Raw genomic sequence first — 19,847 nt, 5'->3', positions numbered from 1 at the left:
GTTACTCCATCAGGAAGGCAATGTCGTTTTCGGTCAGGCTTTTTATGCCGTCGCTGTCGGCGGAAAAGAGCGATGCCGTGAGCTGGCTTTTGCGCTTTTGTAGTTGAAGGATCTTCTCTTCGATCGTTTCTTTGGCGATCATGCGATAGCAGAAGACCGGATTCACCTGTCCGATCCGATGGGTCCGATCGATTGCCTGGTTCTCGGCTGCCTGGTTCCACCAGGGATCGACAATAAAAACGTAGTCGGCTGCTGTCAGATTCAGACCGGTCCCCCCCGTTTTGAGGGTCATCACGAAAGCTGCTATGTCGGGATCACTCTGAAACCGTTGCACCAGTTCCTGGCGGCCGCTGGTAGCACCGGTCATAACCAGGTTTCCTATGTTTCTGCTGTTCAAATCTTCCGAAATGAGCTCAACCGCTGTGAGATGGTTGGTGAAGATCAGCGATTTGTGACCCGTTTCGCTGATTTCGCTGATCATATCCAGCAGATACTCACGTTTTGCTGAAATTCCACCGTACTCGGCATCGGCCTCGGGGATACTGGCCAGGCGGCGGAGTTCGTTCAGGGCCTGGAGGATCATGAACATGGATTTGTGCATACCATTTTTCCTGATCTCTCCCTGTATTCCCTCGGAGAGCATCTTTCGCCGACGGTGGTAGGTGGCAAGGTGGGCTGAATCCAGCTCTATCAGGGCGGTCTGCTCTGTTTTTTCGGGTAGATCCTTCAGGACGTCGCGTTTCAATCGCCGGAGGATATAGGGGTATATGCGGGTTTTCAGGTCCTGCAGAGCGTCGGCATCGTCTTTTTCCTGAATGGGCTTGGCCCAGGTTTTCATGAAATGGTTCTCGCTACCGAAGAAAGAAGGGTTCAGAAAACGGAAGAGGCTATAGAGTTCACCCAGATGGTTTTCCACGGGCGTCCCGCTGAGGGCAATACGATGGTCTCCCTTCAGGCTCAACACCGCTATGGTTGTCATAGCGGCGGTATTCTTGATGGCTTGCGATTCATCCAGGATGATACTGCTGAAGCAGATCTCCTGCAGGCTGGTGATATCGTTGCGGATCGTGGCGTAGGTGCTGAGAATGATTCCGTTCCAGGTTTCGCTGATTTCCTGGCTGGTCCGGCCGGGGCCATAGTACATGTGCACGGGCAGTTCCGGGGCGAAGCGCTGGATTTCAAGTTCCCAGTTATACAGGAGCGATTTGGGACAGATGATCAGGGTCGGTCCGTAGGGATCGCCCGAATACAGTACCCGCAAGAGGGCAATGACCTGTACGGTTTTTCCCAGACCCATATCGTCTGCCAGACATCCTCCCAGCCGGTGCTCGCGCAAATGCTGGAGCCATTGAACGCCGTATTTCTGATATTCTCGCAGGCTTCCCTGGTGCAGTGGAAACGTGGCGGGGGTCTCGTTGAGGCTGTTCAGGTTCCTGTAGAAGGACCGGATGCGGTTCATCAGATCGGGAGGGGCTTCCACGCCGGCGGTAATATCCAGCATGGCCAAATCAAAGAAGGAGAGGTGTACTTCATCGTCCGTTCCCGAGGGCTTGCGGTTCAAAACCCGGGTGAAGCGGTCCATCTCCCGCTTTTCAGGAAAGAGCTTGTCTCCGTTATCGAGCTTCACGTATCCGGACTGACGGTATTCGTTCAGGAAGTGACCGTAGGAAAACTCCTGGCCGTCTACTTCCACGGCAGCGCGGCCCTCGAAGTAGTCCAGGCCACTTCCCAGGGAGAGCCTGAGCTTGGGCTTGGCGTAGCGAATGCGGTATCGCTTCAGTGTCTCGGCATGAAAGAGTTCAAAGTCCCTCGCCAGGTCGGTCATGTGCTCCGACAAGAAGGGTTCGGCGAACTCGGGGGGGAGGATATAGCGGCCGTTCTCTGCGTGGACATGTTTTTCGGCGTCTTTTCTGAACTTCTTCAGTATTGCCAGAAACCGCTCCTGGGGGGAATCGGCGTAGATTATTTCGGCGATTTCCAGATGCCGTTCCTGATAATGTATTTCGGCAATTTTCAGGATGTCCTGTTCCTCGAAAAAACCGGGAGGATAGCCGTCGAGGGTTGATACGGGCTGCAGGTGGAGATAATTGTAGGCATCGATCTCCTGGAAAACGAGAGCAGCGCGCAGGGTGCGCGGTTTGCCGTAGACCGTCTCGCACTGTTGGAAATCGACTTTCAGAAGAGGAAATCTCGACAGAGTTATCGAGAGAAATATGCCAAGATCGGTTTTGTTGATTGTCGAGCCCAGGAAATCGGCTTCAGCCCAGTAACTTCCCAGATCCTCACAGCAGAAGAGATATTCCCCGGCCATAATGTGGCTGGCAGAAACGGAATGAAATGGCGCCTCACTGACCCGGGACAGCACCTCGGGATCACCCTCTGCTCCGGCAACAAGGCGGGGTCTAATGGTGAGCGCCTCGCCTTTTCCTTCCCTGATCGATAGTTCCAGATAATAGGTGCCGGGAGCGAGGTTCAACAGTTTGCCTGTGCTGTCACAGAGCAGACCGGACCGTGCTGCCAGTTGCAGAATGCGTGGCCCCGGATACTGCAAACCCTCCGGGAGGGGTTCCTCGCTCGTCCAGTTTATCTGTTCCTGTTGGCGATGCATCAGGAGAGCGTATTCGCGCAGAGCGATTCGGGCGTCGCCGGTATAGCGGCGATACTCCGAGTCCGCTGGACGGCCTTTTGAATCAGCCAGCTGCAAGGTGCTGGATGTTCCTGCTTTCTTCAGATACAAAAGAAGGGGTGGTCCGGGCATTACGGTTATGGCTCCTTCGGGGGGAGGGTACCATAGGTATGGTCTGCGCGAAAACGACCCATGCAGAGACGTGAGGAGACCCCTTTCAAGTTACGGTGCTTTATGTGGTATTTCCCTTTAGTCTTTGCTCCTGCCCCTCTATTTTTCTGGAGGGGTGTCCTCGTCCAGGGTGTCATCATCAATCTTGAATCGCTTGATCTCGTTCAGAAGCGCATCGATACTTCCCTGGTTTTGCTTGGTCATCTCGTCCACAAACGAAACGGCCTGGGTGATCTCCTGAACGCCCTGGCTCATTTCGTCCATGCTGTGAGTGATTTCCTCGGTTATGCTCTTCAGGTTTTTGCTCTCCTTCGTAACTTCTTTGCTTCCCTGGAGCATGTCCTGGGATCGATCCTTCACCGATTCGGTGATATCCGTGAGCTCGCTGATCGCCGTATAGACCTCCTGGCTTCCGGCGTTCTGCTCTTCCATAGCATTTTTGATCATCTCTTCCTGGTGCGATACGGTCTTTACCTCGGAATAGATCTGTTCAAACTGGGTCTGGACCTCCCCCGTCGCCGTTGTGATGCCGTCCATGGCAGCCTTTATTTTTGTAAGCACGGCGGCGATTTTCTTTGATTCCTCACCGGAGGTCTCGGCGAGTTTTCGTATTTCTTCGGCCACCACGGCAAAGCCCTTGCCCGATTCACCGGCGTGGGCCGCCTCAATGGCGGCGTTCATGGAGAGGAGGTTGGTCTGGCTCGCGATATCGTGAATCACCTGGCTGATTTCAAGCAGGCTGTCCGAATCCAGTGCTACAGCCTTGATATCGGCGGCCATCTCTTCCAGAGCTTCCCGCCCCCGTTCGGAGCGGTCGGTCAGATTCCGGATGGCCTCGCTGTTCTTTACGAGCGTTCCCGTTACAGACTGAATGCTGGAGAGCATCTCCTCGATTGCTGCCGAGGACTGGGTGACGTTGCTCGACTGCTGCTCTATCTGGCCATTGAGGTTCTCGATCGAGCCGGTGATGGCCTCCGTGGTTTGGCTTGTCTGCTCCACGCTGGCCGCCTGGCGAAGGACCTGGTTTTTGACGCTCTGGATAGTGGCGATCACCTCGGTTATGGCCGCTGCTGTCTGGGTCATGTTCGAGGCAAGATCGCCTCCCAGACCGGACAACGTGTTTGCCTGGACTTTTATGATTCCCACGAGATGGCTGAAGGTATCGAGGGTCTGGTTGAATCCTTCGGCCAGTGCTCCTATTTCGTCGGTTCGGTTTGTTGCCAGGCGTCGAGTGAGATCGCCCTCGCCCTCGGCGATATCCTGGAGCATCCCCCGCAGGGTTTCCAGACCGCGGAGCCTGGCCACAATCAGCAGGTAGGTGAGCCACGAGGCGGCCATAACAAAGATGACCATAAAGAGCAGCGAGAGGCCGGCAAAATCCAGGAAGGAGGGGACGAACTCTTCCTCCGGTGCCAGCAGGATCATCCGGTAGCCGGTGTCTTCCAGAGCCGACTCTGCCATGATCGTGTTACCCGAAGCGGTGGAATGATACCGCCGGATCCCGGGATGGCCCGGAACGGCCTGGCCCTCCGAGGGCAGGTACTCCGAGATCGAGCTGTCCAATGCGGTGGTATCGGAAGACACCAGAATTCGCCCGGTTGTGTCTACAAGATAGAGGACACTTCCGGGGCTGGGGACAGCGTTCTGGAAACTCTCTACGGCCTCGTCGATAGACAAGCCGATTCCGGCAATACCGATCCGGTTTCCTTCCCTGATAACGGCAGCGTTAAACCAGAGGAGAGTTTCGCCCAGTTCGGGGTTGTAGTCGAGGTTCAGCATGACCTCCTCGGTGGCTCGAAGACTGTCAAAGAACCAGCTGTCGTCGGACCGATTGGGGTCCAGAACATTCAGGACCCGATCTCCCACGCGGAAGTTCCCCGTGCTGCCCGTGGCCGTGAAGCCCGACATCACTCCCGGGCGATTCATCACCTCCAGGAGCATGGCTTCTATGCCCTCTCCAAGAAGCTGGTCCGTCTCGGCTCCCTCCATCCAGTCTATGAGAAAGGGGTTTCGCGAGATCGAGAGTGCAATATCCCATCCCCGGGAGAGTTCGCTTTGAATATCAGCCTGGGATGCTCTCAGAATCACCGGGAAGGTTCGGTAGGACTGGTCCGCAAATTGCTGTCGTGCCGGAACCAGCCCGATCAGGAGAGAGGCAATCACTCCCACGAGTAACGAGAAGATAACCACTCCGGGGATGGATCGTTTCAGTTTCACAGGTTCTGTCTCCCTTTTTAACTCTTTCTGTCTTTTCCTGAGTTCCTCGCGAGCCGGCTCCGGCGGGCTTCCCGGATTTTCCTCGAAAGAGATTCTCTTCCTTAAGTATATTCCCGGAAACACGATTTTCCAGACCGGGGGGAAAAATCCAGAAAATTCGGATCGTTCGATTATTCCCGACCCAACCAGATATGGCCCGACCAGGCCGGACCGAACCTGCGGAAAGCGGGAATGCAGGTTGTCCCGGGACCTCAGGGGGGATAGGATTATGGGAATGAAGGCCTATCCGGGAGAAACGTCCTGGCACAATAGTGTTGTCTTGCAACGGTGGACATATCACACCACCTCTGCCGGTGATGTCCGCATTATCCCCGACGGGTGTCGGGATCTGCTCTATTGGATGATTCCGGGCAAGAGCCCTGTCTGGTCAATCTCTCATCTGCAGGATACCATCATGGGTGTAACGATACCCGAAGGAACCCGTCTGGCAGGCTACCGTCTGGCTCCGGGGGCAGACGTATCGGATCGGGTTCTCTTGGAACTGCAGGGGTGCCCCCGGGATGATCCCGACGAGAGTGTCTCCCGAATTCTGGGGCTGATCAGGGAGAACCACAGCGTAGCCGAGGCGCTTTCGGCGGTGGCGACGATGCCGGCCAGTGTTGCCGGTGCAGCAACCCTCCTGGGTATCTCTCCCAGAACACTGGAACGTTTGTTGATGCGTCACACCGCACGGCCCCCCGTCTTCTGGGCCCAGCTTGTTCGTGTGCGGACTGCAGCCAGATATCTGGTGGCAGGCGAGGGCTGTGCAGAAGCGGCTCTCCGGGCGGGCTATGCCGATCAGGCTCATCTGTCCCGCTCTGTGCGGCGCTGGTTTGGCGTGAGCCCCAGGGAACTGGTTCACCGCCCGGATCTGGTGAACCAGCTCTGTTCTCCTGGTTACGATGCAGCTACGGGAGAGCAGATTTCTACCAGATACCCGTCGGGATCGCTGACGTAGGAGGTGGTCTGTCCCCAGGCTTCCTGCTTTACCTCTTGCACCAGGTTTGCTCCGGCCCGAAGCGCTCGATCAAGAACCGCCGGGACGTCGTCAACTTCAAAGGCAATTTCAAAGACCGGGGCCGAGGCGGTGGGTCGTCCCGGGTTCTTCCCCAGCTCTTTCATCAGTTTCAGTGATGAGAAGGAGAGCGAGGTTTCTCCCGACGTCATTTGCCCGAAATCGCCGCTTTCGACAATGAAACTGGTGGCAAGGCCGAAGGCTTCGGCGTAGAATTTCGTCGACCGTGGCACGTCTTCAACAAAGAGAATCACGTATTTAAGTTTTGCTTCCATGGGAAGAGTATTGTCGGAAATCATGATTCCCGTCTTGAAGATTTGCGACACCCCAAACATGTTGTCGTGAAAGATCTGCTGAAGACAGATTGAGCAGGAGGAAGTTTTTTGTGTAAAAGGTTATTCTGAATAATAGAATCATTTACCGGGGAAAAATCCGGGATTCACAAAGGAGCAATTCATAATGCGCAGATATATTGGGTTTTTGGTCATTCTGGTGGGACTTATGGCCCTTTCGGCCTGTGATTCCATGTTTGGCAGCGACAAGAAAAGTTCCCGCGACAAGGGCACGACCCTCTCGTATACCCTGGAGGACACTCAAGGAAAAGAGATCTACTTCGTCTTCACGAACTACTCGATCTCGGCACGAAGATCTTCCCCGTCGATCGTTCTGTCTGAAGGGAGTGTCTCCTCCCGTGGATCCCGCAGAGTGCGAACCACATCGCTACAACCGACACCGGTTGCACAGAGGGGAAAACCGGAGATCACCGCCTGGAACCGCGAAGCCCCGTCGAGGATCAGAACCGATCTGGTTCGGGGATTGTCAGGTCCTGCTGCTCCTCCTCCCGCGCGCAGTTATACTCAAGATACTACAAGGTTTGACTTTCAGACCTCGACCAACTTGTCTGCTGGCGCTCCCGCTGTGGGTGCTACCTTGCGGGGAATGGTAGAAAAATCCGATATTTCGGTTGGAGATGGAACAAAGAACAAACGGCTCCTTGTCTGGGTTGCTGATGATTGTTGGGGGGAAGATAGCCAGAAAGCACACAAGATCACCTCCCAACTGGTTGATGATCTGGCCGGGGCCTTTCTTGATCCAGCTAAACCGGCAATTTACGAATGGATAACCGGTGTTTTTGGTGAGGAGTGGGGGCCCTCTTCTTATTCAAATCTTCTTCACGAAACCAACGATATTCATATTTTGCTCTACGACATAGACGCCGACAACAGCGCAAGCGGCGGTGTCCTGGGATACTTCTGGGCCAAGGATAATTTTACCCAGGACAGCGATTCAAACGAGAAGATCATGTTCTACCTCGACGCAGTGATGTATGCAGCGGGGGTTCAGAACGGCGTGAACTGGACCGACGAGATCATATCGACCCTGGCACACGAGTTTCAGCATATGATCCACTTCTACCAGAAGGCCATTGTCAACGACACCGATGGGTCAGATACCTGGATCGACGAGATGTGCGCCATGATAGCCGAGGATATCGTTGCAGACAAGCTGGAAATCGAGGGGCCCCGAGGGGTTCCCCTGTCCGGTGGCTCCTTTGTTTATACTCCCGAGGGAACAGGATTGACCGGTGGCCGCCTTCCCCTGTTCAATTACGTGATCGAGCATCCCCTGGCCTACTGGGACACCGATAACCCCGATGTTGATTACTCCCACTCCTATGCTTTCGGGGCCTTCCTTGCGCGAAATTACGGTGATTTTACAACACTCTTCGGGGGTATTCTGCAGAATCAGTGGACCGATTATCAGGCAGTTGTGGAGGCTGTCCGGTCTTCCCCGGGGAGAGGCGACATCTCTTTCCGCGATATCTTGCGTGAATGGGGGGCGGCGGTGGTGCTTTCCGACAAGACCGACCTGACTGCTGATGATTTCAGGGTTCTTCACGTTTCCCGCCAGGGCGGGAGCTCTCCGGGAGAGATTGGTGCCGGATATAACACCGGTGAGGCCATTACCAGCGGTGGCTACTCCTTAGGTTCGATTGACTTGTACAGCTACAGCTACAGCTATAATGGCCAGAATGGGCCGTATTTCTGGGATTCGGGAGATGTGTTGCCTCAACTGAACCCCAGCTCAAATCTCTACGTCCACATGGGAACCGCCGGGAGTGATAGCGTGACCTATAGTGTTTCTCTGGCCGAGAACGTGGACTGGACAATAATTGTGCGATGATGATTTAGGGAGGTTTCGGGGATGCTAGCGAGACAACCCGGGCGTCCCAGGAGGGGCCGGGCGGTACAGGATTTCAGAACAATCATTTTCCCCCTGCTCTGGGCCATGTTCTTGGGGGGCTGTGCCGGAGGTGACTCCGGTGCCACCCCTCTTCCGACAGAGAGCAGATCAGTGGTGATCACCGGAGTGGTCTCAGTCAAGGGCAGTTCACCCCAGGCGGTACTGGTGATTACTACCAGGGAATCGGGGAGTTACGAAATAATTGGAGAGATAACCCGAGACCTTGCCAAAAACTACCAGGGAGCAGTGGTCACTCTTGAGGGCCGTGTGATCAGGGAGCCAGCGCATCCCAGGCTGGGTTGCTTCATGGCCAAAGGCATCCGTAGCGAGGAACCCTTCTGATCTCTTTGCGCTGTCCCTGGTTGTCTCCCGGTCTTGTTATTTCTTGACATCTTTTGTCAGACGACCCTATGCTTTTCCCGGGAGCTTGTGGAGGTTTCCCAGGAGGTGTTTCAGTGGAACAGACCCGAATAATAAAAATGGAAGAGCGTCATGTAGATGAGGCAGCCTGTTTCATCGCCCGGGTTCTGGACGAGCCAAAGGAGGTCACCTGCCAGGATCTTGAGGATTTTCTGGATTGGGACGATGAAGAGGTTCTGCTGCTTGTGGTCGAGACCGGGGATGGCCGCTTTGCGGGGGTGGCCGGTGTGATCTACGAGGAGTGGAACGATACCAGCACTATCGAGTGGATCGGTCTGATTCCGGAGTTGCGGGGTCAGCGCATTGGAACGGACCTCCTTGATCGAATGATCGAATGGACCCGTGCCCAGGGGGGGCGCAAGATATACGTCGATACCGGGGTGGAGGAGGTGAAAGCTCTGGCTTTCTACGAGAAAAAGGGCTTCTCCCGGGAGGCCCTGCTCAAGGACTGGTATCGCGATGGGGACGATGCCGTGCTTCTCTCGTTGCGGGTCACGGAGCCGCGATCGGGCTAGATCACTCGTCGCACTGTTTCCCGTAGCAGAAGGCGGCCGTGGAGGACCTGCTCGGGGTGAACCGCTTCGCCCCGAATGATTTTCATCAGCGTCTCTGCCGCCGCACGGCCCTTGTCCTGTCCGGGTTGGGAGATCGTGGTGAGCCGGGGTCTGGTGATCGTCGATTCGGGGATATCGTCAAAGCCGACCAGACTGAACCGGTCAGGGATGGTGATGCCAATCTCGGCAAGCCGATCCATCATCCCGATGGCCACGATGTCGCTCATGACCGCTGCGGCGTCGGGAAAGATATCCAGGGTCTGCAACGTGTCGACCAGCTCTCTCCCTCCCTGGAGAGATGTCTGGCAGGACAGCTCAATCAGCCAGGGATTGCCGCTGTTCCGGGACTCTCCGGGATGGCCAAAGTGCTCCTCAAAGACCCCTCGATATCCCGCCAGCCGTTCGGACCGCACATGGGAGCCGACACTCATCTCGCGGGCATCCACCAGAGAGACCAGGGCGATCCGGCGGTGCCCTGTTTCTATCAGGAGGGACATGGCTTCCCGGGCCAGATCGCGGTCGCGGATACCCACAACGGGAAATCCGTTGCCTGCTTTCCCATCGATCGAGACAAAGGGCAGGGATCGTCGCTGGATAAGCTCCACAGCCTCGTGTTCGGGTTCAAGTCCCAGGGTGATCAGCCCGTCCACGGCTGCGTTCTGTACGCCCAGCAGGAGCGATTGCTTGATGGGAGGGATAAGGGTCAGGGTGTGGCCTTCCTGCTCGCAGACCTGGCCGATGCCCTGAATAATGAGGGACAGATAGGGGTTCTCCAGCGCTTTGGGGATGACCTGGGGCAAGAGCAATCCGATAGTTCCGTAGCTTCCCCTGCTGAGGTTGCGTGCCCCCGGGTTTGGCACGTAGCCCAGTTCGGTCGCTGCGGCGAGGATTTTTGCCCGGGTCTCCTTGCCGATCCGGGCAGGGTCGTTGAAGGCAAAGGAGACGGTGGTTTTTGAGAAGCCTGTTGCTTCGGCAACGGCCTGGATTGTTACTTTTCCCATCTGCTGTGTCACATCTGTCTGTATTCTGTAGTACGCGAATTATAGGGCAGGCAGCCTATTTTATCGAGCCCGATATCATTCCCCGGATAATTTTTTTCTGGGCAAAAAAGAAGAAAACCAGCGCGGGAAGCATCGCCATGAGGATCGCCGTAAGGATCAGATCCCATTGTTTCACAAAGGCCCCCGCATAATTGGCTACTGCCAGGGGAAGAGTCTGCAGACGGTTTCCCCGTCCCAGTATGAGCAGGGGCAGGAGAAAATCGTTCCAGATCCACAGGCCATGCAGGATCGCTATGGTGGCATGGAGGGGTGTGAGCAGGGGAAAAATGATCCGGCCGAAAACCTCGGGGAGACGGCACCCGTCGATAATGGCGGCTTCTTCCAGCTCCAGGGGGATTCCCTTGATGAAGCCGTGGTACATGAAGACCGAGAGAGACAAGCCGAACCCCAGATAGGAAAGGATGATCCCCTGGTAGCTGCGGAGCAGACGGAATCCCGTTACCTCGAAGACCAGGCGAAACCACGATACCAGGGGAAACATCACGATCTGGAAGGGAATCACCATGGCTGCTACAAAGGTGAAGAAGATGATCTGGGAGAGTCTGGTCTTGGTTCGCACCAGAACCCATCCTGCCATGGCGGGGAAGATCGTGACCGCCAGTAGCGACGAGAGGGTGATCACCACCGACGAGAAGAAGGAAGAGGAATACCGGACACTGGGGCTCGTCCAGATTGTCCTCATGTTGATAAACAGCTGGCCCCAGTTGTTGGGAAGGGCCAGGGGAAACTGGGTTGCGCTGAAGGAGTCCTTGGCGGAGTTTATCAGGACGATCGCGAAGGGATAGAGGAAGAGGATCAAAAGGAGCCCCATGAGTGTTTCGAAAAGGATCTGGCGTTTCCGGGTATAGCGGCTCATAGTTCCAGCTCCTTGCGCTTGTTGATTCGTACCTGAAAGATCGAGAATGCGACGATCACGATGAAGAATATGACTGCCCGGGCCTGTCCTGCTGCCAGGTTGTTGCCCACGAAGGCGGTGTTATAGATGTTCATGGCCAATAACTCCGTGCCAAAGATTGATCGTCCCATAAAGGTTGTTGCCGGTCCGCCGGCGGTGAGAGAGTAGTTCACATCGAACTGCTTGAAGGAGTTCACCATCGTAAGAAACATGGTGACCGTAAAGGCCTGGGCTATCATGGGGACGGTGATGGTGCGGAAACGCTGCCACTCCGATGCCCCATCCAGGGTTGCTGCTTCGTGCAGTTCGCCTGGTACCGCCTCGATCGCGGCAACGTAGATCATCATGATATAGCCTGCGTACTGCCAGCTCCCCACGATAACCAGTGCCAGAATCGAGGAAGGAACCTCTCCAAGAAGAAGGTTTTCCGGACGTGCCAGGGCGCCCAGAAATGGAACAATCCGGCCCGCCGCAGGAAGGGCGTTGTTGAAGATGAATTGCCAGAGGTAGCCCAGAATGAGCCCTCCGATGAGATAGGGCATGAAAAAGCCCATGCGGTAGACCGTGCGTAGCTTGAGCTTGCTCGTGACGGCCAGGGCCAGGACTACCGCCAGGGTGTTGATAAACGCCACGTTTACCACGGTGTAGATGGTCGTTATGAGGAAGGAGTAGAGAAAACCTGGATCCCTGAAGCTGGACCGGTAGTTTGCCAGTCCCACAAAAGAGATTCCCTGGCCTGCCCGGGCCGTGGCGTTCCAGTCCGTGAAGGAGTAGTACACGCCAATGCAAAACGGGATGAGGACAATCATTACGAAGGCAACCAGCACCGGGGCAAGAAAAAGCCAAAAGGTCGCTGTGTGTCTGTTTCTGGTCATGGTATCTCCGGAATGCGGGGGAACCCGGTCAGGCAATCCCGGGTATCCCCCTCAGCTTTGAAGCTGGTCTCTGAGACCAGGTACACGTGAGCCGTGCACCTGTCGGGTTTGTCTTTATTTTGGGGGATCAGGGCTCCCGGGTTTCAAAGGTCCAGGTCAATTGACGGACGAACTCGTCCCGGTTGATCTGGCCTGTGGCAAAACGGTTGTAGATTGGCGCCAGGCTTTGATCCCGGAAATCGTTGCTGAAATGGTACTGATTCCAGGAAAAGACCTTGTCCCGGGCTGCCCATTCCTGAACCGATTGCGAGAGTTGTCCTGCCGGACTCCGTTCGATGTTGGAGAAGGCGGGAATCATCCCTGCTTCTTCCACCATGAACTGCTGTCCCTGGTCGGTGTAGACTTTATCGCGCAGAAACTGCTTTGCCGCCTCAATGTTGGGTGATTCAGCGTTGACCACGTAGAACGAGGGGGCTGACACAAAGATTCCCTCCGTATCGCTGTGCTGTGAGCCGTGGGGCGCGAAGGCCCGGGGAAACTCAGCTCCGGCTGATTCCAGATTGGGATCAACCCAGTTGCCCTGATGCAGAAAAGCGGCACGGCCCGTGGCGAAGGCACCAACCTGGGTGTCGTAGTTGCCGGTGGTCAAAACGGTTCTGTCGGCGTATTGAAAGAGCAATTCCACCCAGTCGGCGTATTCCTCCAGGAGTTGCTGGTCCACCTGGCCGTTCAAAAGATCCTCTACCACCGAGAAATCTCCGTAGGGCAGGCCGTTGGAGAGCAGGGAGTTGAAGTTGTGGTGGGCTGTAACCCAGCCCATGTCAGCCGAGGCAGCCATGGAGACAACCGAATCGATGCCCAGCTCGGATTTCATGGAATCCAGGCGCTGGAATGCCCGTCGATAGGCGTCATAATTGACAAGCTCTCGGGGATCGATCCCGGCTTTTTGGAGAAGGTCGGCGTTGTAGGCCATCCCCCATCCCTCCAGGGCAACGGGAAACCCATAGACCCGGCCTTCCAGGGTAAAGGCCAGAGATGTATCGGCAACCCAGGGTTCATCGGAGAGATCCAGAATGAGGCTCTCCCATTCCCGGTAATCCTCAGGACCAGCGATAATAAAGATGTCAGGCATCTCCCCTGCTGCGTAATCTGCGCGCAGCTGTTGTCCCAGGGTGGCTCCGGTTCCGCCGCCTACGGATTTTATGGTAACGCCGATGCCGGTTCGTTGCGACCAGTCTGAGCCGTAGCGTTGCAGCATTGCGTCGATTTCAGGCTTGTTTTGCATGAGCGTTACGTGCTCTCTGCCGTCGTCTTTGGAACATCCCGAAAAAAGCACCGTGGCGCAGAACGCTGCGACACAAAGGACCGCCAGAACAGCCGGAGCGGTTTGTTTTTTCATACGTGACCTCCTTGAATGATGCGGCTTTGAGGCAGGCCGGCTTCAATCGGGGTGTCGGTGTTTTATCCCCGATGGTGGCTCAGCACAGTCCTCGTCCGCGTGTATAAACAAAACTAAACCGGTTTAGTTGCGCTGTCAACAATTTTATGTGCCCCCTTCGGTTTGCCCCCGTTATGCCCGGCCGCTCTGTGCGCCTCTTTTCTCATGGTGGTGAGTCACGGCTGATCATCCTGGATGTGGCGCTTTTCCCAGAGTCGGGTGATCGACACATAGGAAGAGAAAAGAATCACCACGATAAGGTAGGTAACTCCGAAGATGCCCAGACTGTGAAGGATGCCCTGATACGCTCCCAAAGGAAAGAGCGATGCCACGGCAATTGCTGCTGCTGCCAGGGGGGCCACCCCCAGGAAGAAAATCTGCTCTCTTCGGGAGGTCTGCACGGGATATGTGAGAGGAATTCCTCGGGATGCCATGAGGAAGAACTCTGCCAGCCCCGATCCTGCCCAAAGGAGAAAGAGATCAAGGGTCTCCAGGAGATTCTGCCTGAGCAGTATCCATCGGTAGAGGAGCAGGGCGAAAAGCCCCCATTTGAGAACATGGCAGATGATGCTCTCCACCTGACGGTTTTCCTGGTTGAGTCGTTCATCGGTTATCATGGTTTTTCCCTCCTGTGAGATGTCTTTCCTGAGTTGTCCCGGGGTCGTCAAGGCTGTCGGGCCAAAACAGCTGGTCCAGCGTTTTACCCAGAACACCACAGAGCTTGAGGCACAGATCCAGGGTGGGGTTGTACGTCCCTTTTTCTATGAGACCCACCGTTTGCCGGGTGATTCCGGCTTGGTGCGCAAGTTCTTCCTGGGTCATTCCTTGCTCTGTTCGGCTTTGGCGAACCTGGTTTCTCGAGTTTTGATTCTTCAGCATGAGACCAGTGTAATCTATGCATTGCATTTTGTAAACTATATTTTGCATTTTGTGGCGTCGGAGGGTTGACAAAACACAGTTGCCACATTAATGGTTAAATCACTTAATCATTAAAGAGGTTGAATTGTGGATGATCTGGTTGCCCCTGCTGATGCATCGATAATCATGGAAATGGTCAACGCACTCACACTTTTTACGCGGCAGACCGTGGTAAGGTGGATGCCGGACCTGGCCAGGGAGCAGGGCCTCACGGCCGAGCGGTACATGATGCTCTTTGAGCTTTCCCTGAGCAGAGACATCAGTCTGAAAGAGCTGTCACGAATTTATGGTGTTTCCTCTGCGGCTGTGTCAGTGATGGTTCACTCGCTGGTAGAACAGGGGCTGGTTAATCGTTCTCAGGACAGAAAAGACCGGCGTCGGGTGGTGCTGAGCCTTACAGAAAAGGGCCAGGAGACGCTTGGTCGGCTGGAGGAACGGTTGACCGCACAGTTTCAGGTATATCTTGAGGAGATTCCCGCCGATGCCCGAAGGGAGTTTTCCCTGTTGTCGAGGCAACTGGTGGGGTCGGTACGACGAATAATGGATCAAACCAATGGAAACGATGGATAGACTGGCCCCACTTCAGATAGATCCTGCCGAGGGTGCGGCCCGCCGGGAGTTTCTCACCGAGCCTGTGGGAAAACTGATAGTTCGTCACGGCTCTCCAGCGGTGATTTCCATGGCCTTTCAGGCGCTCTATCAGATTGTGGATGGAATCATGGTGGGCCGAAGCCTGGGGCCCGAGGCAATGGCGTCGGTAAACGTTCTCTATCCCCTGGTGGCGCTTGTGGCGGGGCTGGCGGTGATGATTGGTACAGGAGGAAACGCCCGTACGGCGATTCTTCTGGGTGAGGGAGACCACCGGAGCGCATCCCGGGTTTTGGGAACGATTCTTGTCCTGGGGTTTCTCCTGGGTATCGTCGGTGCGGTGATCACCGCAGCTTTGACGCCGCAGTTGCTGGCGTTTCTGGGGGTGGGCCAGGTTCTCTCGGGGTATGTCCGGGACTATCTTCTGGGGTTGCTTCCCTTCTTTTGGGGGATGATTCTGGTCTTTATCCTGGAGCAGTCTGTTCGGAACGATGGCAAGGCCGCTCTGGCGAGTCTTGTCATGGCCGGAAGCGCCCTGGTGAATATTTTTCTGGATTATCTCTTTCTCTTTGTGCTGGACTTCGGAATTATCGGTGCGGCCTGGGCAACGGGTATCTCCCAGACCGGGGCAGCCCTGGTTTTTTTCGGCTATTTTCTGGTCAAGACTCTTCGTGGAACGCCGGGGCTTTCCCTGGGGCGTCCCGTGAGGGATGCCCGGACTCTGATCACCATCTGCAGAAACGGCGCCTCGGAGCTGCTTAATTCTCTCTCGGGAGGGGTCACCACGTTCCTGTTCAACCGGGTTCTCTTGAGCTTTCTGGGTGCCCTGGGGGTTGCTGCATTTACCGTTGTTCAGTATCCGGTGATGCTGGGGGTGATGGTTGTGCTTGGCCTGGGGAGCGGTGTTCAGCCTGTTTTCAGCTACAACCACGGAGCGGGGGAGGTTCTGCGGGTGCGCCGGGCCCTGGAAATCACTCTGGTTGTTTCCTTTCTGGTGGGGGTTCTTCTCTGGTTTTCTTTGGGGGCCCCGGCCCGGATGATTGCCGGGGTCTTTCTGCCCGGCCATGGTGAGGCCCAGAGGGTAGCCGCTGAGGCCGCATCGTTTTTCCGCTGGGTGGCGCTGTGTATGCCCCTGGGTATTATCGCTTCGGTCTATTTTACTGCCCGGGAAGAGGCCGGAAAATCTCTGGTGATCGCCCTGGCGCGAGGGCTTGTGTTGCCTGTTGCGGGGATTCTTCTTCTTCCCCTGTGGCTGGGGGTTCCAGGGATATGGCTCACCCCGGTTATTGCCGAGGTAGTGGCCTGTGTTATTGCTCTGGGGCTCATAAAATCCTCTGGAGAGGGAGGGTCATGTCGCAACGGTGCGGTTCAGGCGTAGTTCCATTCGGTGGGCCGTCCAGGAGCAGAGGGAACTCAAGAGAAAGTACATCACGGCGATGGTAATCCAGATCTCGAAGGTGCGGTAGGTTCCTGCCATTACTTCCAGCCCCTGGAAGGTGAGTTCCGGAATAGAGATGACCGCCACGATGCTGGAATCCTTGATGACCGAGATAAACTGTCCCACCGCAGCGGGGAGGACAACACGCCAGGCCTGGGGAAGCACCACGTAGCGGTAGCGGTCAATCCCGGTGAGCCCCAGGGCCTGGGCTGCCTCGTTCTGGCCTCGTGGAACCGATTGAATTCCGGCACGGATAATCTCTGTGAGATAGGCTCCCTCAAAAATTCCCAGGGTGATCACGGCCGAGACAAAGGCCGGGAGCTGTCGGGGTGGTGCTGCGAGAATGCTCACCACCCTGGCTCCCAGGGGTGTGAGCTGCGATGCCCAGCGTTCAATTCCCAGAATCGCGTTTATCTGCTCTCCCAGAAAAAAGTAGAAGAGGAAGACCAGCACCAGGGGAGGTGTGTTTCGGGCAAACTCCACGTAGGTTCGGGTGATCATTCGTGCCAGAAGACGCTTCCGGGTTGCCAGGATTCCCATGGCCAGACCGATCACCACAGCCAGGATCGCTGACCAGATGGAGAGTCGCAGGGTTGTGAAGAGCCCCTGGAGTAATACATTGGGAACCAGTCGGCCTGCGGGATCGCGCCGCAGGGTGTAGCGGCCGATCACGGACCAGTCCCAGCGGTAGCCTCCCCCGCTGATGAGGGGGAGGCCGATCCGAACCGCCGCAACTGCCAGCAACGCCAGGAGCAGCAGATCAAGCGCGGAAACTCGCCGGGATGGCCGGGCTGCGTAGGGTCCGATCAAAGTTGTTCAGCCCAGTCGCGGGTTTCAAACCAGTAGGCCTTGCGCTCTGCAAGCCAGCCTTCGGCCTCAACCACGGTGATCCAGCTGTTCACAAAGTTCAGAATGTCCACGTCCCCCTTGGGCAGGGCAAAACCGATCGGTTCCCGCGTGAAGGTTCCCTGGATGGGCAGGAAGAGCCGGTCCGGGTTCTCCACCACCTGGAATGCCGGAAGCGGCGCCGAGGCAACCAGGGCGTGGGCCCGGCCATTGAGGATTTCCTGGACGGCCCGGGACTCATCGTCAAAGAACCGGTGCTGCGCCCTGGGGAAGGTTCGCTCGGCCGCGTCGGCTGCGGTGGTTCCAATGCGGGCGGTGATAACCACCTCGGGATCGTTAAAATCTTCCAGGCTGTCGAAGCCTGCGGCCATCTCCGTGTGGGCGGCAATGGCCATGCCCGAATGATCGTAGGGGATGGAGAAGTTCACCGAGAGGTTTCGGGCCGGGCGGATTCCCATGCCTCCGATAATCATGTCGAAACGTCCCGTCAGAAGGGCGGGGATGATCCCCGACCACTGGGTGGGAACAAACTCAATTTCTACGCCCATATCCTCGGCAAGGCGACGGGCCACGTCGATCTCGAAGCCGATCAATTCGTCCTGGGCATCGCGCATGGCCCAGGGAACAAAGGTGGACATTCCAACCCGCAGGACTCCCCGTTCCTGGATCGCCTCCAGAAGACTGGTCTGGCCGGTGGCCGGCCCTCCCTGGGAAGTTCCCTTATCCTGTCCGGCGGGTACGCAGGCCAAAAGCAGGGCCAGGGCAAGGGTTGCCAGGATCAGCCAGGCGGGTCTCCCGATTCGTCGTTGATTCTGTGTCTCGATCATCTGCTGTCTCCTTTGTCTTGAACTCGTTGTCCTGAACATGTCCCTTCGGGGATGTGTTCAGGGTCGGTTATAAAACTTTGCTCAGAAAAGCCCGGGTCCGAGGCTCCCGGGGCGCGTCAAAGAGGTCCTGTGCCGGAGCGATCTCAACAAAACGCCCCTCGTCGATAAAGACAGCCCGGGACCCCACCTCGCGGGCAAAGCCCATTTCGTGGGTAACCACCACCATGGTCATCCCCTCCCGGGCCAGATCTCGCATCACGTCCAGGACCTCGCCGATCATCTCCGGGTCCAGGGCGCTGGTTGCTTCGTCAAAGAGCATCACCCGGGGACGCAGTGCCAGTGCCCGGGCTATGGCTACACGTTGTTGCTGGCCTCCTGAAAGCTGGCTCGGGTAGGCCTCGACGCGGTCGGCGAGCCCCACTTTTTTCAGTAGTTCCAGGGTGGTTTGTCGGGCCTCACGAGGGGATGTTCCCCGGACCCTGATCTGGGCAAGGTCGATGTTCCTGCCAGCGGTCATGTGGGGAAAGAGGTTGAACTGCTGGAAGACCATCCCCGCTTCGGTGCGGATTGCCCGGCGATTTCGGGGGTTATCGTCCAGGGGAATCCCGTCTACCACGATCGTTCCGGAATCGGCGCTCTCCAGACCGTTGAGGCAGCGCAGGAAAGTAGACTTGCCCGAGCCCGAAGGCCCCACCAGGACAACCACTTCGCCGCGGTGTATCTTCAGGCTGACCCCGTCCAGGGCCCGCACTCCGTTTGGAAAAGTTTTGGTCAGCCCCTGAACCTGGATGATCTCTTCCTGCGGGAGAGGGCCGGTTTCAAAGGTATCAGCTATGCTGCTCATGGGGATCTCCCAGGGTGTGTTTCAGCAGCGATACCGCTACCGAGAGTGAAATAGTGATAACCAGGTATATTCCGGCTACCACAAACCATATTTCGAAGGCCAGAAAAGTTTGAGCCACCACCACCTGGCCGCGCATGGTGAGATCGTAAATTGCAATGGTGCTTACCAGGGCGCTGTCCTTGATCAGGGAGATCGCTTGCCCAACCAGAGGCGGCAGGATACGCCGGAACGCCTGGGGCAGGATGATAAAGCGCAGGGCATCGCCCCGGCTGAGTCCTGTGCTGTAGGCCGCCTCCCACTGCCCCCGGGGCAGGCTCACAATCCCCCCCCGGATGATCTCCGACGCGTAGGCGCCCTCAAAGAGGCTCAAGGCGATCACTGCCGAGGTCCAGCCGTCCATCCCGATCAGGGGGGCGATCACGAAATAGGTGAAAAAGAGCTGCACGATCAGGGGGGTATTGCGGATTACCTCCAGATAGACCCGGGCGATGCCTCTGGCCAGAACCGACGAGGAAAGCCTGAACAGGGCTGTAACCATGGCAACACCCAGAGAAAGCACCAGCGATACTGCCGTGAGCCGCATGGTAACGGCCAGCCCCTGAAGCAAGGGGCCTGCCTGCCACCCCCGGTCTGTCACGGTATAAAGATAGCGAGGCACCCGGTGCCATTGCCAGCGGTAGCCCAGGGCCGCCGTGTTGTGAGCCATAAGGGCAGCCACAACTGTGGCGATCACCAGGAATGCTGCCAGATCCGCCCAGGGGGAACGGAGCCACCGCCTGAGCCGGCGGGGAGCGGGAATGGACAGCAGGGCATCAGAGAAAATCATTACCG

19 protein-coding genes are annotated in these 19,847 nt (G+C 56.7%); 6 read left to right on the top strand and 13 right to left on the bottom strand.

Features of this window, described 5'->3' with window-relative positions:
* Window position 1: 1 nt before the first annotated feature.
* Window positions 2–2,758 carry a DEAD/DEAH box helicase gene (locus BW950_RS07610; protein WP_076488688.1) on the bottom strand — a complete coding sequence of 919 codons (2,757 nt, stop codon included), beginning with the start codon at window positions 2,756–2,758 and terminating at the stop codon, window positions 2–4.
* Window positions 2,759–2,896: 138 nt separating this feature from the next.
* Window positions 2,897–5,014, bottom strand: coding sequence for a methyl-accepting chemotaxis protein (locus BW950_RS07605; RefSeq protein ID WP_143559169.1), 2,118 nt, complete (start codon window positions 5,012–5,014; stop codon window positions 2,897–2,899).
* Between the two features lie 274 nt (window positions 5,015–5,288).
* On the opposite strand from BW950_RS07605, the gene BW950_RS07600 reads away from it, so the two are divergent.
* Window positions 5,289–6,011: an AraC family transcriptional regulator gene (locus tag BW950_RS07600; RefSeq protein ID WP_159438755.1), complete on the top strand. Its 723-nt coding sequence runs from the start codon at window positions 5,289–5,291 to the stop codon at window positions 6,009–6,011.
* On the opposite strand, the gene BW950_RS07595 is transcribed toward BW950_RS07600, so the two are convergent.
* On the bottom strand, window positions 5,951–6,403 hold the full coding sequence (locus BW950_RS07595; protein WP_234969055.1) for a VOC family protein: 453 nt from the start codon (window positions 6,401–6,403) through the stop codon (window positions 5,951–5,953). The two genes, BW950_RS07600 and BW950_RS07595, sit on opposite strands and share 61 nt — an antisense overlap.
* A gap of 124 nt (window positions 6,404–6,527) precedes the next feature.
* On the opposite strand from BW950_RS07595, the gene BW950_RS07590 reads away from it, so the two are divergent.
* From BW950_RS07590 to BW950_RS07580, 3 genes are all read left to right on the top strand, one after another.
* Window positions 6,528–8,252 (top strand): M30 family zinc metallopeptidase, encoded by a 1,725-nt coding sequence (locus BW950_RS07590; RefSeq protein WP_076488686.1) that lies wholly within the window; start codon window positions 6,528–6,530, stop codon window positions 8,250–8,252.
* Between the two features lie 21 nt (window positions 8,253–8,273).
* A complete protein-coding gene (locus BW950_RS07585) occupies window positions 8,274–8,654 on the top strand; it encodes a hypothetical protein (protein WP_143559168.1) in 381 nt (126 codons plus the stop codon).
* Window positions 8,655–8,767: 113 nt separating this feature from the next.
* Window positions 8,768–9,247, top strand: coding sequence for a GNAT family N-acetyltransferase (locus tag BW950_RS07580; RefSeq protein ID WP_076488684.1), 480 nt, complete (start codon window positions 8,768–8,770; stop codon window positions 9,245–9,247).
* Here the strand turns inward: BW950_RS07580 and BW950_RS07575 are convergent.
* The 6 genes from BW950_RS07575 to BW950_RS07550 all read right to left on the bottom strand — a co-directional run bounded on the left by BW950_RS07575 (window position 9,244) and on the right by BW950_RS07550 (window position 14,434).
* Window positions 9,244–10,287, bottom strand: a complete 1,044-nt coding sequence (locus tag BW950_RS07575; protein ID WP_076488683.1) for a LacI family DNA-binding transcriptional regulator — start codon at window positions 10,285–10,287, stop codon at window positions 9,244–9,246. The genes BW950_RS07580 and BW950_RS07575 overlap by 4 nt on opposite strands.
* Window positions 10,288–10,342: 55 nt before the next feature.
* On the bottom strand, window positions 10,343–11,203 hold the full coding sequence (locus tag BW950_RS07570; RefSeq protein WP_076488682.1) for a carbohydrate ABC transporter permease: 861 nt from the start codon (window positions 11,201–11,203) through the stop codon (window positions 10,343–10,345).
* Window positions 11,200–12,117: a carbohydrate ABC transporter permease gene (locus BW950_RS07565; RefSeq protein ID WP_076488681.1), complete on the bottom strand. Its 918-nt coding sequence runs from the start codon at window positions 12,115–12,117 to the stop codon at window positions 11,200–11,202. The genes BW950_RS07570 and BW950_RS07565 overlap by 4 nt, the downstream gene beginning before the upstream one ends.
* Before the next feature lie 127 nt (window positions 12,118–12,244).
* Entirely contained in the window at window positions 12,245–13,516 is a 1,272-nt protein-coding gene (locus BW950_RS07560; protein ID WP_076488680.1) for an ABC transporter substrate-binding protein, read from the bottom strand.
* A 215-nt stretch (window positions 13,517–13,731) separates the two neighbouring features.
* Window positions 13,732–14,172, bottom strand: a complete 441-nt coding sequence (locus tag BW950_RS07555) for a hypothetical protein (protein ID WP_076488679.1) — start codon at window positions 14,170–14,172, stop codon at window positions 13,732–13,734.
* The gene (locus tag BW950_RS07550; protein WP_076488678.1) at window positions 14,159–14,434 is read right to left on the bottom strand and encodes a helix-turn-helix transcriptional regulator; all 276 of its coding nucleotides are present in this window, start codon (window positions 14,432–14,434) and stop codon (window positions 14,159–14,161) included. Before BW950_RS07550 ends, BW950_RS07555 begins: the two co-directional genes overlap by 14 nt.
* A 126-nt stretch (window positions 14,435–14,560) precedes the next feature.
* On the opposite strand from BW950_RS07550, the gene BW950_RS07545 reads away from it, so the two are divergent.
* Both BW950_RS07545 and BW950_RS07540 read left to right on the top strand, forming a co-directional pair.
* On the top strand, window positions 14,561–15,043 hold the full coding sequence (locus BW950_RS07545) for a MarR family winged helix-turn-helix transcriptional regulator (protein ID WP_076488677.1): 483 nt from the start codon (window positions 14,561–14,563) through the stop codon (window positions 15,041–15,043).
* Window positions 15,027–16,439, top strand: a complete 1,413-nt coding sequence (locus BW950_RS07540) for an MATE family efflux transporter (RefSeq protein ID WP_076488676.1) — start codon at window positions 15,027–15,029, stop codon at window positions 16,437–16,439. The genes BW950_RS07545 and BW950_RS07540 overlap by 17 nt, the downstream gene beginning before the upstream one ends.
* Here the strand turns inward: BW950_RS07540 and BW950_RS07535 are convergent.
* The 4 genes from BW950_RS07535 to BW950_RS07520 all read right to left on the bottom strand — a co-directional run bounded on the left by BW950_RS07535 (window position 16,410) and on the right by BW950_RS07520 (window position 19,842).
* Complete coding sequence (locus BW950_RS07535) at window positions 16,410–17,309, bottom strand: amino acid ABC transporter permease (RefSeq protein WP_076488675.1); 900 nt, start codon at window positions 17,307–17,309, stop codon at window positions 16,410–16,412. The two genes, BW950_RS07540 and BW950_RS07535, sit on opposite strands and share 30 nt — an antisense overlap.
* Complete coding sequence (locus BW950_RS07530; protein WP_076488674.1) at window positions 17,306–18,172, bottom strand: transporter substrate-binding domain-containing protein; 867 nt, start codon at window positions 18,170–18,172, stop codon at window positions 17,306–17,308. The genes BW950_RS07535 and BW950_RS07530 overlap by 4 nt, the downstream gene beginning before the upstream one ends.
* Window positions 18,173–18,239: 67 nt before the next feature.
* On the bottom strand, window positions 18,240–19,016 hold the full coding sequence (locus BW950_RS07525; protein WP_094336491.1) for an amino acid ABC transporter ATP-binding protein: 777 nt from the start codon (window positions 19,014–19,016) through the stop codon (window positions 18,240–18,242).
* Window positions 19,000–19,842 (bottom strand): amino acid ABC transporter permease, encoded by an 843-nt coding sequence (locus BW950_RS07520; protein ID WP_076488719.1) that lies wholly within the window; start codon window positions 19,840–19,842, stop codon window positions 19,000–19,002. Before BW950_RS07520 ends, BW950_RS07525 begins: the two co-directional genes overlap by 17 nt.
* Between the last annotated feature and the right edge of the window lie 5 nt (window positions 19,843–19,847).

Source organism: Alkalispirochaeta americana (assembly GCF_900156105.1).
Classification (GTDB): Bacteria; Spirochaetota; Spirochaetia; order DSM-27196; family Alkalispirochaetaceae; genus Alkalispirochaeta; species Alkalispirochaeta americana.
Note: the sequence above shows the minus strand (reverse complement) of the source record. Positions and strands in the feature narration are given on the sequence as shown.

Excerpts from the sequence above, each read along its gene's own strand:
- BW950_RS07540 (WP_076488676.1), top strand. The coding sequence starts at position 15,027 with ATGGAAACGATGGATAGACTGGCCCCACTTCAGATAGATCCTGCCGAG.
- BW950_RS07555 (WP_076488679.1), bottom strand. The coding sequence starts at position 14,172 with ATGATAACCGATGAACGACTCAACCAGGAAAACCGTCAGGTGGAGAGC.
- BW950_RS07575 (WP_076488683.1), bottom strand. The coding sequence starts at position 10,287 with ATGGGAAAAGTAACAATCCAGGCCGTTGCCGAAGCAACAGGCTTCTCA.
- BW950_RS07590 (WP_076488686.1), top strand. The coding sequence starts at position 6,528 with ATGCGCAGATATATTGGGTTTTTGGTCATTCTGGTGGGACTTATGGCC.
- BW950_RS07570 (WP_076488682.1), bottom strand. The coding sequence starts at position 11,203 with ATGAGCCGCTATACCCGGAAACGCCAGATCCTTTTCGAAACACTCATG.
- BW950_RS07560 (WP_076488680.1), bottom strand. The coding sequence starts at position 13,516 with ATGAAAAAACAAACCGCTCCGGCTGTTCTGGCGGTCCTTTGTGTCGCA.
- BW950_RS07585 (WP_143559168.1), top strand. The coding sequence starts at position 8,274 with ATGCTAGCGAGACAACCCGGGCGTCCCAGGAGGGGCCGGGCGGTACAG.
- BW950_RS07530 (WP_076488674.1), bottom strand. The coding sequence starts at position 18,172 with ATGATCGAGACACAGAATCAACGACGAATCGGGAGACCCGCCTGGCTG.
- BW950_RS07550 (WP_076488678.1), bottom strand. The coding sequence starts at position 14,434 with ATGCTGAAGAATCAAAACTCGAGAAACCAGGTTCGCCAAAGCCGAACA.
- BW950_RS07600 (WP_159438755.1), top strand. The coding sequence starts at position 5,289 with ATGAAGGCCTATCCGGGAGAAACGTCCTGGCACAATAGTGTTGTCTTG.
- BW950_RS07520 (WP_076488719.1), bottom strand. The coding sequence starts at position 19,842 with ATGATTTTCTCTGATGCCCTGCTGTCCATTCCCGCTCCCCGCCGGCTC.
- BW950_RS07525 (WP_094336491.1), bottom strand. The coding sequence starts at position 19,016 with ATGAGCAGCATAGCTGATACCTTTGAAACCGGCCCTCTCCCGCAGGAA.
- BW950_RS07565 (WP_076488681.1), bottom strand. The coding sequence starts at position 12,117 with ATGACCAGAAACAGACACACAGCGACCTTTTGGCTTTTTCTTGCCCCG.
- BW950_RS07610 (WP_076488688.1), bottom strand. The coding sequence starts at position 2,758 with ATGCCCGGACCACCCCTTCTTTTGTATCTGAAGAAAGCAGGAACATCC.
- BW950_RS07595 (WP_234969055.1), bottom strand. The coding sequence starts at position 6,403 with ATGTTTGGGGTGTCGCAAATCTTCAAGACGGGAATCATGATTTCCGAC.